This window comes from Bradyrhizobium sp. cf659 (genome assembly GCF_900113725.1).
Classification (GTDB): Bacteria; Pseudomonadota; Alphaproteobacteria; order Rhizobiales; family Xanthobacteraceae; genus Bradyrhizobium.
In genome coordinates this window covers 69,041-84,861 of sequence record NZ_FOQJ01000014.1, presented here as the reverse complement: position 1 = coordinate 84,861, position 15,821 = coordinate 69,041, and the positions used below count along the sequence as shown (strand labels likewise).

General features: G+C 64.3%; 13 protein-coding genes. 6 read left to right on the top strand and 7 right to left on the bottom strand.

Features of this window, described 5'->3' with window-relative positions; translation table 11 throughout:
• Positions 1-17: 17 nt before the first annotated feature.
• The 3 genes from BM118_RS35725 to BM118_RS35715 form a co-directional block, all read right to left on the bottom strand.
• Positions 18-1,196: a c-type cytochrome gene (locus tag BM118_RS35725; protein ID WP_177234995.1), complete on the bottom strand. Its 1,179-nt coding sequence runs from the start codon at positions 1,194-1,196 to the stop codon at positions 18-20.
• Positions 1,197-1,334: 138 nt separating this feature from the next.
• A complete protein-coding gene (locus BM118_RS35720) occupies positions 1,335-3,050 on the bottom strand; it encodes a PQQ-dependent methanol/ethanol family dehydrogenase (protein WP_244550313.1) in 1,716 nt (571 codons plus the stop codon).
• A 283-nt stretch (positions 3,051-3,333) separates the two neighbouring features.
• Positions 3,334-3,783, bottom strand: a complete 450-nt coding sequence (locus BM118_RS35715) for an SRPBCC family protein (protein ID WP_092192099.1) — start codon at positions 3,781-3,783, stop codon at positions 3,334-3,336.
• A 640-nt stretch (positions 3,784-4,423) separates the two neighbouring features.
• Between BM118_RS35715 and BM118_RS35710 the strand changes: the two genes are divergently transcribed.
• From BM118_RS35710 to BM118_RS35695, 4 genes are all read left to right on the top strand, one after another.
• Positions 4,424-4,909: a (2Fe-2S)-binding protein gene (locus tag BM118_RS35710; RefSeq protein ID WP_092192097.1), complete on the top strand. Its 486-nt coding sequence runs from the start codon at positions 4,424-4,426 to the stop codon at positions 4,907-4,909.
• An 83-nt stretch (positions 4,910-4,992) separates the two neighbouring features.
• A complete protein-coding gene (locus tag BM118_RS35705; protein ID WP_092192095.1) occupies positions 4,993-7,335 on the top strand; it encodes a xanthine dehydrogenase family protein molybdopterin-binding subunit in 2,343 nt (780 codons plus the stop codon).
• Between the two features lie 134 nt (positions 7,336-7,469).
• On the top strand, positions 7,470-8,270 hold the full coding sequence (locus tag BM118_RS35700; RefSeq protein WP_092192093.1) for an FAD binding domain-containing protein: 801 nt from the start codon (positions 7,470-7,472) through the stop codon (positions 8,268-8,270).
• A 197-nt stretch (positions 8,271-8,467) separates the two neighbouring features.
• A complete protein-coding gene (locus BM118_RS35695) occupies positions 8,468-9,577 on the top strand; it encodes a CaiB/BaiF CoA transferase family protein (protein ID WP_092192091.1) in 1,110 nt (369 codons plus the stop codon).
• Positions 9,578-9,774: 197 nt separating this feature from the next.
• On the opposite strand, the gene hppD is transcribed toward BM118_RS35695, so the two are convergent.
• Positions 9,775-10,893: a 4-hydroxyphenylpyruvate dioxygenase gene (gene hppD / locus BM118_RS35690; RefSeq protein ID WP_092192089.1), complete on the bottom strand. Its 1,119-nt coding sequence runs from the start codon at positions 10,891-10,893 to the stop codon at positions 9,775-9,777.
• Positions 10,894-11,014: 121 nt separating this feature from the next.
• Between hppD and BM118_RS35685 the strand changes: the two genes are divergently transcribed.
• Together BM118_RS35685 and BM118_RS35680 are read left to right on the top strand one after the other, a co-directional pair.
• A complete protein-coding gene (locus tag BM118_RS35685) occupies positions 11,015-11,494 on the top strand; it encodes an Lrp/AsnC family transcriptional regulator (RefSeq protein ID WP_177234994.1) in 480 nt (159 codons plus the stop codon).
• Positions 11,495-11,565: 71 nt separating this feature from the next.
• Positions 11,566-11,877 carry a DUF1272 domain-containing protein gene (locus tag BM118_RS35680; protein ID WP_027546752.1) on the top strand — a complete coding sequence of 104 codons (312 nt, stop codon included), beginning with the start codon at positions 11,566-11,568 and terminating at the stop codon, positions 11,875-11,877.
• Between the two features lie 120 nt (positions 11,878-11,997).
• Here the strand turns inward: BM118_RS35680 and fahA are convergent, their stop codons facing one another.
• The 3 genes from fahA to BM118_RS35665 all read right to left on the bottom strand — a co-directional run bounded on the left by fahA (position 11,998) and on the right by BM118_RS35665 (position 15,807).
• Positions 11,998-13,272, bottom strand: a complete 1,275-nt coding sequence (fahA, locus tag BM118_RS35675; protein ID WP_092192085.1) for a fumarylacetoacetase — start codon at positions 13,270-13,272, stop codon at positions 11,998-12,000.
• A gap of 229 nt (positions 13,273-13,501) precedes the next feature.
• Positions 13,502-14,848: a homogentisate 1,2-dioxygenase gene (hmgA, locus tag BM118_RS35670; RefSeq protein WP_177234993.1), complete on the bottom strand. Its 1,347-nt coding sequence runs from the start codon at positions 14,846-14,848 to the stop codon at positions 13,502-13,504.
• A 2-nt stretch (positions 14,849-14,850) separates the two neighbouring features.
• A complete protein-coding gene (locus BM118_RS35665; RefSeq protein ID WP_092192081.1) occupies positions 14,851-15,807 on the bottom strand; it encodes an MBL fold metallo-hydrolase in 957 nt (318 codons plus the stop codon).
• Between the last annotated feature and the right edge of the window lie 14 nt (positions 15,808-15,821).

Below are 15,821 nucleotides of genomic sequence, written 5' to 3'. Positions count from 1 at the left end.
CGTTCGGTCAAGATCGTTCAGTCGTTCGATTCGGACTGGACCGTCAGCAGGAAGGAAAAGATGTGGTCGAACTGGTCGTCGGTGAAGACCTCTTTCCAGGCCGGCATGCCCTTGGTCGGCCGTCCCTCATGCACGGTCGTCCAGAATTTCTCGCGCATCTCGTCGCCGTAGCGGTGACGCAGCAGCCGCAGGTCGATCTTCCGCTCGCTCTGGATCGCGTCGGGACCGTGGCAGTGCGCGCAGGTTCCGTTGAAGATCTCCTTGCCAGAGCCGACGGCCTCGGTGCCCGGCGCGGCCGCGTCCCCCTTGGTCTCGGTCGCCACCACACTGGCGGTCTGCGTCGCGCCGGGTCCGGTCCCGGTCGTCGTTCCCGCCGGCATCGCCTGGGTCGCACCGAAGCGCGCCGGCTGGCCGGTCGGCAGGCCATATTTCACCGCAAGCGCGCCGATGGTGCTCTGAAGCTGCGGCAGGACGGCATCGACGCGATCACGCAGCTCGGTGGACGTCTTGGCAAAGCCGATCGCCGCGTCCCATGACAGGCCATCGCCCTCGGTGAGCTGAATCTGATAGCGATCATTGTAGCTGGTCTTGTTCAGCCAGCCGGCGACAGGGCCCCAGATGAAGGCGACGTCGGCCTTGCCCTGATCGAGCGCCTGCATGCCTTCCTCCGGCGACAGCACCGTCACCTTCTGGATGTCGTCGCGGGTCGCGAGCAGGTTTTGCGGCGTGCTGGCGAACTGCACGGCAACGCGCTTACCCCTGAGGCCGTCGATGCCATCGAGCGCCTGCCCCTTGGCGGCCACGAGGGCATAGCCCTCCTTCGCGAACGCGTTGGAGAAGATCACGGCCGGCCCCATGAAATCCTCGGACCGCGGCAGCCCGATCATGGCGTCGCATTGCTTGCCGAGCAGCGTGACGCGCACGGTGCGCTTGCCGAAATAGGATTTGTACCAGTCGTAGGCGACCGGCCGGCCGAGCGCCTGCGCCAGGGCCTGCCCGATCTCGAGATAGAAGCCCGGTTGCGACGAACTATCGCTCGAGAACGGAAGATTGGTCGGATCGGCGCAGAGACGGAGCGGCTGCACCTCGTCTGCGGGCAGCGGCGAGGCCGGAACGATCAGCGCGGCGGCACATGCGAGCAGGCCTGCGATGGCGCGATTTCGGCTCGCACCGGTGCCAGAATGATTCGGACGCATCCTCGTCTCCCGTAGCGTTGTTGGGCCAGAGCTTTGTCGAGCCAGGCACTGCGGCACCGGCATCGGCCGCGGCTGCAATCTACCGTCTGGAAAAGGCGCGCGCGTATCCAGTCACCTCGAGGATACGCGCGCGAGTGGTCACTGGACGGAGAACACGAAGAGCGAACCGCCCTCGGGGGCTGCGGCCGTCATCTTCTTTCCTACCTCGCCCAGGAACGCAGGCAGCGCAGCCGTGCGGCCGACGACGATGGCGACATATTGCTTGCCGTCGACCTGGTAGGTCACGGGACCTGCGCCGATGCCGGAGCCGAGATTCTTGCTCCACAACACCTTGCCGGACTTCGCATCGATGGCGCGGAAATCGCCATGGATGTTGCCGGCAAACACGAGGCCACCGCCGGTGGTCAGCGTGCCGCCGTTGAACGGCAGGTCTTCCTTGATCGACCAGACCTTCTTCTGCGCGACCGGATCCCAGGCCACGAGCTCGCCGAGGAAGCCGCCGGGGCCTTCCTTGGTCGGGAATTCGGCGCCGAGATAGAACACACCGCGCTTGTAGGCGACATCGGAGACCGACCAGTCCATGCAGACATTGTTGGACGGGATGTAGACGAGGCCGGTCTGCGGGTTGAACGACATCGGCTGCCAGTTCTTGCCGCCGATCAGGTTCGGGCAGATGTCCTTGGCGGGATGGTTCGGCCCGGGACGCTTGTCGGGATCCTCGACCGCGCGCATCGTGGCGGTGTCCCACTTCTTGGCCCAGTTGGAGAACACGTATTTCTCCGCCGAAAGCACCTTGCCGGTCTCGCGATTGGCGACGAAGAAGTAGCCGTTGCGATCCGCCTTCATCAGCGCCGGAACGGTGCTGCCGCCGATCTTCAGATCCGCGAGCACGGCCTCGTTGACGCCGTCATAGTCCCAGGCATCGGCCGGCGTGGTCTGGATGTGCCACTTGATCTTGCCGGTGTTGGGATCGAACGCCACCGTCGAGGCGGTGTAGAGGTTGGTCAGCTTGCCGAAATTACCGTCGCCGGTCGAGCGCACCGCCGTGTTCCACGGGCCGGGATTGCTGGTGCCCCAATAGACCGTGTCGCTCTTCGGATCGTAGGAGCCGACCAGCCAGGCCGCGCCGCCGCCATGCTGGGCGGAGTCACCCTTCCAGGTGTCGCCGCCGGGCTCGTCCGGCGAGGGAACGGTGTAGGTCTGCCACAGCTGCTTGCCGGTGTTGATGTCGAAGGCCTGGAGCGAACCGCGCACGCCGTACTCGCCGCCGCCGAAGCCGGTGATGACCTTGTCGCGCACGACGAGCGGCGGCGAGGTGATGACCGAACCCTGCTTGTAATCGACCACCTTCGTCGTCCACAGCGCCTTGCCGGTCGCGGCATCGAGCGCCGTCAGCTTGCCGTCGAGGCGGCCGACGAAGATTTTGCCGTCGGCATAGGAGACGCCGCGATTGTTCACGTCGCAGCAGGCGTATTGCAGCACGTCCTCGGGAATATCGGGCTCGTAGGTCCACTTGCGCTTGCCGGTGGCGGCATCGAGCGCGTAGACGTATTTCGGGCCCCAGGAGCTCGAAACGTAGAGCGTGTTGCCGACGACGATCGGCGAGGACTCGTTCGAACGCAGCGACGCCAGCGAGAACGAATAGGCGAGCGTCAGCTTGCCGGCGTTCTCGGTGTTGATCTGCTTCAGCGGGCTGAAGCGCGTGTTGCCGTAGTCGTGGCCGGCAACGGCCCACTGGTTCGAATCGGATTGCGCCTTGAGCAGGGAGTCGTTGGCGCGAACGCCTGACGTAGTGGTGGCCAGCATCGCAACCATCGAGATGCCAGCCAAGAAGCCCTTCGTTCCAAAGGTCATGTATTCCCTCCGCGGTGTTGTTGTGCACGCCATGTTAGGCGCCTGAGCGCGCTGCGCTCGTGATGCGCAGTTCGTCTGCGAGCCATCGTTCGAAATTACAGCATCGCCTTTTCGCGCTTAGTATAGGCGGAAGGTAGTAGTGCAAATCATTGGCGGCTTTCGCCGCTCATCTCGTTGTCCGGGCTTGCGTCTTGCCCTTATTTTGCAGCTCGAAACGGGCCATCGGATTTGGGCAGCATCGCGCCGCAATCCGATGGCTCCCGTCCGGCTCAGTGCGCAGCGGTCACGATGATGGCGCTACCACCGCCGCGAAGTTTTCGAAGAAGTTCGCGGCCAGCTTGCGCGACGTCGAGTCGATCAGCCGCGCGCCGAGCTGTGCGAGCTTGCCGCCGATCTGCGCGTCGGCCTCGTAGTACAGGACGGTCACGTCAGGCGATTCCTCTTCCAGCCTGACCTTCGCGCCGCCCTTGGCAAAGCCTGCGACGCCGCCGGCGCCTTCGCCGACGATACGGTAGCCGTTGGGCGCATCGATATCGGTCAGCGTCACCTTGCCGCTGAACGTCGCCTTCACCGGGCCGACCTTCAGCACCACGGTCGCAATCATCTCCGTCGGCGATGCCATCTCGAGCGATTGGCAGCCGGGAATGCAGCGCCTGAGAACATCGGGATCGTTGAGCGCAGCCCACACCTTGGCTTTCGACGCCGGAATACGCTGATTGTCGTTCATCTGCATCGCTTCCACCCCTTTTGGCCGTTGCTTGTACGGCTCGACTAGGGCGGCGCCCGGCTGCAATCAATCGCCAGGAAGTACTAGTGCTGCTTTTTCTGGCGTCTCATTCACTCAATGTCATTCCGGGGCGCGACGAAGTCGCGAACCCGGAATCCATTCATCCACGTACTCTGCGGACCGATGGATTCCGGGCTCCCTCGCTCCGCTCGGGCCCCGGAATGACGAAATGGACTGTCCGGCGAGGAGCGCCAAAGTTATTATCAATAAAATCAATGAGTTAGCTTGCCGCCGTCTACTACCAAGATCGCGATTACAACGGCGTGAGCGCGTGCTCCTATTCGTGGCAACGAACAGGACATCAAAGGGAGAAACGACGCAGGGAGCGCCGACGTCCAGGGCCAGCGCTTCGCGCTGGCGGGTGAGCCTAGGCCGCCATCGACGAAGCGGAGGTCGTTTTCGAAAGCCTCCTGCAAGGTCGCGCCATGCACGGGCGGCGGCACGGATCATCGTGGCCGAATCGCGCACCTGCGACAATCGTCACGATGACCTTTCCATGACGCACGACCCCCAAAATCCCAGTTGCAAAGTTCCGTTCGCGCTGTCTCTAATTAGAATAACTACAAACATTCGGGAGGACTTCACCGTGTCTACAGTCAAACTGACAGTGAACGGCAAGGCCGTTGCTGTCGACGTCGAGGATCGCACGCTGCTGGTCCATCTCCTGCGCGATCACCTCAACCTCACCGGCACCCATGTCGGCTGCGACACCAGCCAGTGCGGCGCCTGCGTCGTGCACATGGACGGCCGCGCAGTGAAATCCTGCACCATGCTGGCGGGACAAGCCGACGGCGCCAGCATCACCACCATCGAAGGCATTGCCAAGGGCGACGAGCTGCACCCGATGCAGGCCGCCTTCCGCGACAATCACGGCCTGCAGTGCGGCTATTGCACGCCGGGCATGATCATGTCGGCGATCGACATCGTGCAACGCCACGGCGGCCAGCTCGACGAGGCCACCGTCCGCCAGGAGCTCGAAGGCAATATCTGCCGCTGCACTGGCTACCACAACATCGTCAAGGCCGTGCTGGATGCGGCCGGACGCATGAAGGTTGCGCAGGCGGCCGAGTAAGGCCGCCCGCTTCGAACGAAGACCACCACTGCTGCTTTCGATGGAAAGCGCAGTCAAAATAATTCCGGTCGGGAGGACCAGACATGGGTGTTGAAGGCATCGGCGCGCGAGTCGTGCGCAAGGAAGACAAGCGTTTCATTACCGGCAAGGGCCGCTACGTCGACGACATCAAATTGCAGGGCATGACCCATGCCCATTTCATCAGAAGTCCGCATGCGCACGCCAAGGTGAAGAAGATCGACTCGTCCGCCGCGCTGAAGATGCCGGGCGTGGTCGCGGTGCTCACGGGACAGCAGATCGTCGACGACAAGGTCGGCAACCTGATCTGCGGCTGGGCCATCACCTCCAAGGACGGCAGCCCGATGAAGATGGGTGCATGGCCGGCGATGGCGCCGGAGACGGTGCGCTTCGTCGGACAGGCCGTCGCGGTCGTGATCGCCGACAGCAAGAATCTGGCGCGCGACGCGGCGGAAGCTGTCGTCGTCGACTACGAGGAACTTCCCGCGGTCGCCGACGTCCACGCCGCGATCAAGGCCGGCGCGCCGCAGCTTCACCCTGAAGCGCCCGGCAACCAGGTCTATGACTGGGTGATCGGCGACGAGGGCGCCACGGATGCGGCTTTCGCCAAAGCCGCCAATGTCGTGAAGCTCGACGTCACCAACAACCGCCTCGCGCCGAACGCGATGGAGCCGCGCGCGGCGATCGCCGATTACGACGCCGCGGAAGAGCATTTCACGCTCTACACGACCTCGCAGAACCCGCATGTCGCCCGGCTCGTGCTGTCGGCGTTCTACAACATCGCCCCCGAGCACAAGCTGCGGGTGATCGCACCCGACGTCGGCGGCGGCTTCGGCTCCAAGATCTTCATCTATCCCGAGGAGATGGTGGCGCTGTGGGCGTCGAAGAAGGTCGGCCGTCCCGTGAAATGGACCGGCGACCGCACCGAGGCCTTCCTCACCGACGCGCATGGCCGCGACCATGTCACCCATGCCGAGATGGCGTTCGACGCCAGCAACAAGATCACCGGCCTCAAGGTGAAGACCTACGCCAATTTCGGCGCCTACATGTCGCTGTTCTCCTCTTCGGTGCCGACCTATCTCTACGCGACGCTGCTGTCGGGCCAGTACAACATCCCGGCGATCCATGCCGAGGTGATCGGCGTCTACACCAACACCACGCCGGTCGACGCCTATCGCGGCGCGGGCCGTCCCGAGGCGAGCTATCTGATCGAACGGCTGATGGAGACGGCCGCGCGGCAGCTGAATGTCGATCCGGCCGCGCTGCGCCGGACCAACTTCATCACCCAGTTCCCGCACCAGACGCCCGTGATCATGGCCTATGACACCGGTGACTTTAACGCCTCGCTCGACGCGGCAATGAAGGCGATCGACTATGCCGGCTTTGCCGCGCGCAAGGCCAAGGCCAAGGCCGACGGCAAACTCCGCGGCATCGGCGTCTCCTGCTACATCGAGGCCTGCGGCATCGCGCCGTCGAAGGCCGTCGGCAGCCTGGGCGCCGGCGTCGGTCTTTGGGAATCCGCCGAGGTCCGCGTCAACCCGGTCGGGACCATCGAGATCCTGACGGGCTCGCACAGCCACGGCCAGGGTCACGAGACGACGTTCTGCCAGCTCGTGGCGGATCGCCTGGGCGTTCCCATCAGCCAGGTCTCGATCGTCCATGGCGACACCGACAAGGTGCAGTTCGGCATGGGCACCTACGGCTCGCGCTCGGCGGCCGTCGGCCTCACCGCGATCCTGAAGGCGATGGAGAAGATGGAGTCCAAGGCCAAGAAGATCGCCGCGCATGCGCTGGAAGCGTCGGAAGCCGACATCGTCATCGAGAACGGCGAGTTCAAGGTGACCGGCACCGACAAGGCGATCGCCTTCCCGATGGTCGCGCTCGCGGCCTACACCGCGCACAACCTGCCTGACGGGATGGAGCCGGGCCTGAAGGAAAGCGCCTTCTACGACCCGACCAACTTCACCTTCCCGGCCGGCACGTATATCTGCGAGCTCGAGGTCGATGCCGGCACCGGCAAGACTTCCTTCGTCAACTTCGTCGCCGCCGACGATTTCGGCCGACTGATCAACCCGATGATCGTCGAGGGGCAGGTCCATGGCGGCCTCGCCCAGGGCATCGGGCAGGCGCTGCTCGAGCACGCGATCTACGATGCCAACGGCCAGCCGGTCACGGCCTCGTTCATGGACTACGCCATGCCGCGCGCCGACGACCTGCCCTCGTTCAATCTCTCCCACACCACGACGCTGTGCCCGGGCAATCCGCTCGGCATCAAGGGTTGCGGTGAGGCCGGCGCGATCGGCGCCTCTGCGGCCGTGATCAATGCGATCACGGATGCGATCGGCAAGAACAACCTGGAAATGCCCGCAACCCCTGACCGGGTGTGGCGCACGATCCACGCGGCTTGACCACCATCGTCATTCCGGGGCGACGCGAAGCGTCGAACCCGGAATCTGGAGCTACGAATTCAACCTCGAGATTCCGGGTCTGCGCCTACGGCGCATCCCGGAATGACAGAGAAAAGATTTCAGGAGCATCAAAGATGTACCAGACAACCTATCATCGCGCTTCCTCGGTCGACGAAGCCGCCAGCCTGTTCGGCAAGAGCAGCGAGGCAAAGTTCCTCGCCGGCGGCCAGACGCTGCTGCCGGTCATGAAGCAGCGCCTCGCCAGTCCCTCGGACGTCATCGACCTCGGCAAGATCAAGGACATGATCGGCGTCGAGGCCTCCGGCGACACGCTGACCATCAAGGCCGCCACGCCGCATTACGACGTCGCGACCAGCGACACCGTGAAGAAGGCGATTCCGGCGCTCGCCTATCTCGCGTCGCTGATCGGTGACCCCGCCGTGCGCTACCGCGGCACGATCGGCGGCTCGCTCGCCAACAACGACCCCGCCGCAGATTATCCGGCCGTGACGCTGGCGCTCGGCGCAACGATCAAGACCAATAAGCGTTCGATTGCGGCGGACGACTATTTCAAGGGCCTGTTCACGACGGCGCTTGAAGACGGCGAGATCATCACCGCCGTCTCGTTCCCGGTTCCTGCGAAAGCGGGCTACGCGAAATTCCCGCACCCGGCCTCGCGCTTTGCGCTGACCGGCGTGTTCGTCGCGCAGACGAAGTCGGGCGAGATCCGCGTCGCCGCCACCGGCGCCTCGCAGAGCGGCGTGGTGCGGGTGCCCGCGATCGAGGCCGCGCTGAAGGCAAACTGGTCGCCGTCAGCCATCGACAGCGTGAATATACCGGCGAGCAATCTGCTGTCGGATATTCACGGCACGTCGGAATACCGCGCCAACCTGATCAAGGTGATGGCACAACGCGCGGTGGCTGCCGCCGGCTGATAGCGCCTCAACACAAATCTTTCGCGGCGCGCAGAAATGCGCGCCGTTTTTATTATGCGCCTATGCATGAAAAGCGCTTGCCTCGTCCGAGGTAAGGCAGGAAAAGTTAATCGGTCAATTAACTCGCCCACAGAGGAACGTCCCTGGCGCTTGCCGACGATCGGCAATCCGCGCCTCGGATCCGAGGAAACAACAACGTGCTCGACAAATCAGCCCCCACCTCCTCCGTCCGCGCCTCCGGCCCGCTCTCCGGCTTCCGCATCGTCGAATTCGCCGGCATCGGGCCCGGCCCGTTCGCCTGCATGATGCTGGCCGACATGGGCGCCGAGGTCGTCACGCTCGACCGGGTCGGCGCCAAGAAGAGCATGAAGTCGGTGGCAGGACGCGGCCGCAAGGTGATCGAGCTCGACCTCAAGGACAAGGCGGCGATCGCAGAGGTGCTCGACCTGCTTGCGAGCGCCGATGCGCTGGTCGAAGGTTTTCGTCCCGGCGTGATGGAGCGGCTCGGGCTCGGCCCTGACATCGTGCTCGCGCGCAACCCGAAGCTCGTCTACGGCCGCATGACCGGCTGGGGCCAGGAAGGCCCGCTCGCCAATGCCGCCGGCCACGACATCAACTACATCTCCATCACCGGCGCGCTCGCCGCGATCGGCACGAAGGAAGCGCCGGTGCCGCCGCTCAACCTGGTCGGCGATTTCGGCGGCGGCGCGCTCTATCTCGTCGTCGGCGTGCTCGCGGCCCTCCTCGAAGCCTCGAGGTCCGGCAAGGGCCAGGTGGTCGACGCCGCGATGTGCGACGGCGCGGCGTCGCTGATGTCGTTCTTCTTCGACATGACCACGATCGGCCGCTGGACCGAAGGGCGCAACCAGAACTTCCTCGACGGCGGCGCGCATTTCTACGGCGTCTACGAATGCGCCTGCGGCCATTTCGTCTCGATCGGCTCGATCGAGCCGCAATTCTACGCGCTGCTGCGCCAGCATGCGGGCCTGACCGACGCCGATTTCGACGCGCAGATGGACCGCAAGGCCTGGCCGGCGCTGAAGGAAAAGCTGAAAGCCGTGTTCAAGAGCAAGACGCGCGAGGACTGGTGCAAGATCATGGAAGGCACCGACATCTGCTTCGCGCCGGTGCTGACCATGTCGGAGGCGACGCAGCATCCGCACATGGTCGCCCGACAGGTGTTCGTCGAACGCCACGGCGTGAAACAGCCCGCGCCCGCGCCGCGATTCTCACGCACGCCGTCGGCGGTGCGCGAGCCGGAAGGCGCGGAGATCGCCGCGGTGACGAAGGCGTGGGCGGGGCGCTAGGAGTGGCAAGACCTCCGTCGCCCTACCACACTCCGTCGTCGTCCTGGCGAAAGCCAGGACCCATAACCACCAAACGTGGTTTGGCGAAAACCCGGAGTTACCAGTTCGCCTGACGACCGCTCCCTGGGGTAATGGGTCCTGGCTTTCGCCAGGACGACGATTGTGTTTGATGCCACAGCGCACCCAACAACGACAGCCTACGCCGCATTCCCCACCTTCAGCACCCCGCGCCGGATCTGGTCCTCCTCGATCGATTCGAACAGGGCCTTGAAGTTACCCTCGCCGAAGCCGTCGTCGCCCTTGCGCTGGATGAACTCGAAGAAGATCGGGCCGATCGCGTTGGCCGAGAAGATCTGGAGCAGCACCTTGGTCTGGCCGCCGTCCACAACGCCTTCGCCGTCGATCAGGATGCCGTTGGTCCGGAGCCGCGCGATGTCCTCGCCATGCCCGGGCAGACGGGCGTCGATCCGCTCGAAATAGGTGTTTGGCGGCGACGGCATGAAGGGCAGGCCGGCTGCGCGCAGGCCTTCGATGGTGCGGTAGATGTCGCGGCAGCCGCAGGCGATGTGCTGGATGCCTTCGCCGCGGTAGGTCTGCAGATATTCCTCGATCTGGCCGGACTCGCCGGCGTCCTCGTTGATCGGAATCCGGATCTTGCCGTCGGGGCTGGTCAGTGCGCGCGAGAACAGGCCCGAGGCGCGTCCCTCGATGTCGAAGAAGCGGATCTGGCGGAAGTTGAACAGTTTTTCGTAGAAGCCGGACCAGACATCCATGCGGCCGCGATGGACGTTGTGGGTGAGGTGGTCGAGATAGAACAGGCCGGCACCAGCCGGCTTGGGGTCGCGCGCGCCAAGCCATTCGAACTCGGCATCGTAGGCCGAGCCCTTGGCGCCGTAGCGGTCGACGAAATAGAGCAGGCTGCCGCCGATGCCCTTGATCGCGGGCACGTCGAGCGTCTTCCGCGCCGGTGACACATCCGCCGGCTCCGCGCCGAGCGCGATCGCGCGGTCATAGGCCGCCTTCGCATCGACAACGCGAAACGCCATCGACGGGGCACAGGGACCATGCGCGGCGACGAAATCGTAGCCGTGGGTGCCGGGCTCCTCGTTGACGAGATAGTTGATGTCGCCCTGGCGATAGATCGTGATGGCCTTGGTCTTGTGGCGCGCGACGGGCGCATAGCCCATCAGCTTGAACAGCGCGTGCAGCTCGCCCGGCTTGGGATGCGCATATTCGACGAACTCGAACCCGTCAGTGCCCATCGGATTGTCGGCGCTGATCGTGGCCGGCGGCGCGTCGTGCGGAAACGGACCCATGCTGCTCTCCCAAATGGCTGCTGGGAGGAACTATCCTTCATGGGACGCGCAAAGGGCGTGCAAACGGCACGTCATTTGGCTATCATATGCACGATCCGTGCATCAAATGGACAAAACGCGCATGATTTCGGTGGACGCCTTCGACCTCAAGATCCTCGGCGCGCTTCAGGACGACGGCCGCCTCACCAATCAGGAGCTCGCTGATCTCGCGGGGCTCTCGGCCTCGCAATGCTCGCGCCGGCGGATGCGGCTGGAGGAGGAGAAGGTGATATCGGGCTATCACGCCGATCTCTCCAGCGAGGCGCTCGGCTTCGGCGTGATCGCCTTCATCCAGGTGGGGCTCGCGACGCACTCGCCGGACAATTCCAAGCGCTTCCGCGCGCTGGTTGGTCGCATCGACGAGATCCAGGAGGCCTACTCGCTGACGGGCGATGCCGATTACGTGCTGAAAGCCGTGCTGCGCGATTTGAAGGGCCTCTCCAACCTCGTCAACGACGTGTTGATGCCGCACCAGAGCGTGGCACATGTGCGCTCCTCGATCGTGCTCGACCGGCTGAAGGAAAGCACGCGGCTGCCGCTCAGGGAGCTGAAGCCTGGCTGAAATCGAGGGAACTACGGCATTCGCGCATCAGGCACCGTCTGCGATGATCCAGCCGATCCGGAGATTCGACCATGGCCCTCCAGCTTCGACCGAACTGCGAATATTGCGACCGCGACCTGCCGCCCGATGCAACGGATGCGCGGATCTGCTCCTATGAATGCACGTTCTGTGCGGACTGCGTCGAGACCAAGCTCTCCAACGTCTGCCCGAATTGCGGCGGCGGCTTTGCCCCGCGCCCGATCCGCCCGACGCAGGAATGGCGGCCGGGCGTATGCGTGACGAAGCACGTGCCGTCGGACAAGCGGGTGCACCTGAAATACAGCGCGGAGGACGTCGCGGCGCATTGCGCGCGGATTCGCGACGTGCCGCCGGAGAGGCGATAAGCTCTCTCCACGTCATTGCGAGGAGCCCTTCGCGACGAAGCAATCCAGAATCCCTCCGCGGAAAGACTCTGGATTGCTTCGCTGCGCTCGCAATGACGGAGTTTGTGGCGACGACGGAATTCACCCCGCCGCCAGGATCGTCCCCTCGACCTCGCCAAAGCCGACGCGATAGCCGGCGCCCTGGCACCAGCCGCGCATGACGAGGCTGTCGCCGTCCTCCAGGAACGAGCGCTTGACGCCGCCGGGCAATTCGACCGGCTCGGTGCCGTTCCAGCTGATCTCGAGCAGGCTGCCGCGCTGGTTCTTCTCTGGGCCGGAGATGGTGCCGCTGCCGAGGAGATCGCCGACATTCATGGCGCAGCCTGAGGAGGCGTGGTGCATCAATTGCTGCACCGAAGACCAGTACATGTACTTGAAATTGGTGCGGCTGATGCTCGTTGGCGCGCTCGCGCCGCCGGGCCGCAACGAGACATCGAGCTCGATGCTGTAATTCTGCGGCTTGGCCTGCTTGAGATAATCGAGCGGCACCGGCTCCTGCTCCGGCCCCTTCAGGCGGAATGGTTCCAGCGCTTCGCGCGTCACCACCCACGGGCTGATCGAGGTCGCAAACGCCTTGGCGAGGAACGGTCCCAGCGGCACGTACTCCCATTGCTGGATGTCGCGCGCGCTCCAGTCGTTGAGCAGCACGAAACCGAAGATCATCTCTTCGGCTTGTTGCTCGCTCAGCATGCCGCCCATCGGCGAGGGCAGGCCGACCACCACGCCCATCTCCAGCTCGAAATCGAGCCGCTTGCACGGCGCAAAGCTCGGCACATCGACATTCGGCGGCTTCAACTGCCCGCGCGGCCGCTTCACGCTGGTGCCGGAGACCACAACGGTGGACGCGCGGCCGTTATAGGCGATCGGCATATGCAGCCAGTTCGGCTGGAGCGCGTTGTCCTTGCCGCGGAACATCACCCCGACATTGGTGGCGTGCTCCCTGGACGAATAGAAGTCAGTGTAGCCGGAGACCTCGAACGGCAGATGCAGCTTTGCGTCGCGCATCGGCACCAGGGCCTGCTTGCGCAGCTCCTCATTGTCGCGCAGCTCCGGATGATCCGCGCGCAAGAGCTCGCTGATCCGCGCCCGCGTCTTCGCCCAGACCTTCGGCCCCAACGCCATGAACGCATTGAGCGAGGGCCCGGAGAACACGCCGAGCGCGCCGACATCGAGACGCGAGTCCTGCTCGAGCTCCCAGAGATCGAGCACGTAATTGCCGATCGCGACGCCGACGCGCGGCGTCGGGTTGGCCGCGGTCGAGAACACGCCGTAGGGCAGGTTCTGGATCGGGAAGTCGGAGGCGGGATCGACCTCGATGAAGGAGCGGAGGCTGGGGTCGTTGGGGTGGGTTGTCACTTTTCGCTCGGTCCTTTTTTCCTTCTCCCCTTGTGGGAGAAGGTGGCGCGAAGCGCCGGATGAGGGGTTCTATCCGCGAGTCCGAATGAGAGAGGTTCACTCGCGGAGAGAACCCCTCACCCGTCTCGCCGCTACGCCATAGCCGATGCAAAGCATCGGCGTTCTTAAGAGACGGCGGCCGGAGGCCGCCTATGCCACCCTCTCCCACAAGGGGAGAGGGGAAGACCACTCACGGCTTGTTCGGATCGAACCGCTTCTCCAGGCCCTTCCAGCAATCCGCGTAATCGTCCTGGAGCGTCGAGGCGTTCGCGGCATGTGCGGTGACGCGCTGCGGGAAGCGGGTCTCGAACATGAAGGCCATGGTGCCGGTCAGCTTCACCGGCTTCAATTCGCCATTGCTGGCGTGCTCGAACGCGTCGCGATCGGGGCCATGCGGCAGCATGCAATTGTGCAGGCTCATGCCGCCGGGGACGAAGCCTTGCGGCTTGGCGTCGTAGACGCCGTAGATCAGGCCCATGAACTCGCTCATGATGTTCATGTGGTACCAGGGCGGCCGGAAGGTGTTGTCGGCGACCATCCAGCGCTCCGGGAAGATCACGAAATCGATGTTCGCGGTACCCGCCGTCTCCGACGGTGAGGTCAGCACCGTGAAGATCGACGGATCGGGATGATCGAAGCCGATCGCGCCGACCGGAGAGAAGGTGCGTAGATCGTATTTGTACGGCGCGTAATTGCCGTGCCAGGCGACGACGTCGATTGGCGAATGCGGCAGCGTGGTCTTGAACAGCGAGCCGCCCCATTTCACGGTGAGCTCGGTCGGCGTGTCCTTGTCCTCGTAATACGCGACCGGGGTGAGGAAGTCGCGCGCATTGGCGAGGCAGTTGGCGCCGATCGGGCCGCGCTCCGGCAGCGTGAAGGCGCCGCCATAGTTCTCGCAGAGATAACCGCGCGCCGGCCCGTTCGGAATCTCGACGCGGAACTTGACGCCGCGCGGGATCACCACGATCTCGCCGGGCTCGGCGTCGATGCGGCCGAACTCGGTGACGAGGCGCAGATTGCCCTGCTGGAGCACGAACATCAGCTCGCCGTCGGCATTGTAGAAATGTTGGTCCACCATCGACTTGGTGATGAGATAGACATGCGCGGCCATGCCGGCCTGCGTGTTCACGTCGCCGGCGGTCGTCATCGTCTGCACGCCCTGGAGGAAGGTCATGTCCTCCTTCGGGATCGGCGCCGGGTCCCAGCGCAATTGCGCAATCGGCAAGTCGTTCTCAAGGCACGGCGCCGAACGCCATAGCCCGGGATCGACCTTCGCGAAACGCCCCGAATGTTTGACCGAGGGACGGATACGATAGAGCCAGGAGCGCTCATTGGTGCCGCGCGGCGCGGTGAAGGGCGAGCCCGAGAGCTGCTCGGCATAGAGCCCATAGGCGCAGCGCTGCGGCGAGTTGCGCCCCATAGGCAGCGCGCCCGGCAGCGCCTCGGTCTCAAAACTGTTGCCGAAGCCGGACATGTAGCCCGGCGTGACCTGGGCCGAGCTGCGGATGATCTGATCGGGCGAGGTATTGATGTTCATGACTATCCTCCTCCTTGCAAAGCGGCCCACATCTCCTGGTCGCGCTTGTCGGTCCAGATCACGGGATCGTCGATCCCCGACGCTTCGTCATAGGCGCGCGACACATTGAACGGCAGGCAGTGCTCGTAGATGGCGAAGCTCGAAAATTTCGGATCCATCACCTCGCGCGTCGCGGCCATCGATTCCTTCAGCGTGCGCCCCCTGGCGACCGAGATTTCGGCGGCGCCATAGAGCGAGGTGACGAAGTCGCGCGTCATCGCGATGGCTTCGCGCACCGTGGCTGTGCCCTTCAGTGCATCGCCGCGGCCCGGCGCGATCGCCTTGGGATTGAAGTTGCGGATCTCGTTCAGCGTCAGCGGCCATTCGCGCAAATGCGCGTCGCCGCAATAGCAGGCCGAGTGATATTCGATGAGGTCGCCGGAGAACATCACTTCCGCATCCGGCACCCAGGCGACGATGTCGCCCGAGGTATGGCCGGCGCCGAGCTGCATCAGGCGAACCTCGCGCTTGCCGAGATAGATCGACATCTCGCCCTCGAAGGTCAGCGTCGGCCAGGTCAGGCCGGGAATGCTCTGCGCATCCTGGAACAGGCGCGGGAAGCGGCCGTATTCGGAATCCCAATCCTGCTTGCCGCGTTCCTCGATCAGACGATAGGTCTCCTGCGAGGCGACGATGCCTTGCGCCTTGTAGGCGGAGGCCCCCAGCACGCGCACGGCGTGATAGTGCGACAGCACGACATATTTGATCGGCTTGTCGGTGACGGTGCGGACCCGCTCGATCACCTTGCCCGCCATCGCCGGCGTTGCCTGCGCGTCGAACACCAGACAGCTGTCGTCACCGACGATCACAGCCGTGTTCGGATCGCCCTCGGCGGTGAAGGCATAGAGATCGGGGCCGATCTCGGAGAAGGTGATCTTCTTCTCCGCGAGATCGCCGGTGGATGCGAAGTTCTTCGCCATCAATTCATCCTCAG

Excerpts from the sequence above, each read along its gene's own strand:
- hppD (WP_092192089.1), bottom strand. The coding sequence starts at position 10,893 with ATGGGTCCGTTTCCGCACGACGCGCCGCCGGCCACGATCAGCGCCGAC.
- BM118_RS35705 (WP_092192095.1), top strand. The coding sequence starts at position 4,993 with ATGGGTGTTGAAGGCATCGGCGCGCGAGTCGTGCGCAAGGAAGACAAG.
- BM118_RS35700 (WP_092192093.1), top strand. The coding sequence starts at position 7,470 with ATGTACCAGACAACCTATCATCGCGCTTCCTCGGTCGACGAAGCCGCC.
- BM118_RS35680 (WP_027546752.1), top strand. The coding sequence starts at position 11,566 with ATGGCCCTCCAGCTTCGACCGAACTGCGAATATTGCGACCGCGACCTG.
- BM118_RS35685 (WP_177234994.1), top strand. The coding sequence starts at position 11,015 with ATGATTTCGGTGGACGCCTTCGACCTCAAGATCCTCGGCGCGCTTCAG.
- BM118_RS35725 (WP_177234995.1), bottom strand. The coding sequence starts at position 1,196 with ATGCGTCCGAATCATTCTGGCACCGGTGCGAGCCGAAATCGCGCCATC.
- BM118_RS35715 (WP_092192099.1), bottom strand. The coding sequence starts at position 3,783 with ATGCAGATGAACGACAATCAGCGTATTCCGGCGTCGAAAGCCAAGGTG.
- BM118_RS35720 (WP_244550313.1), bottom strand. The coding sequence starts at position 3,050 with ATGACCTTTGGAACGAAGGGCTTCTTGGCTGGCATCTCGATGGTTGCG.
- hmgA (WP_177234993.1), bottom strand. The coding sequence starts at position 14,848 with ATGAACATCAATACCTCGCCCGATCAGATCATCCGCAGCTCGGCCCAG.
- BM118_RS35665 (WP_092192081.1), bottom strand. The coding sequence starts at position 15,807 with ATGGCGAAGAACTTCGCATCCACCGGCGATCTCGCGGAGAAGAAGATC.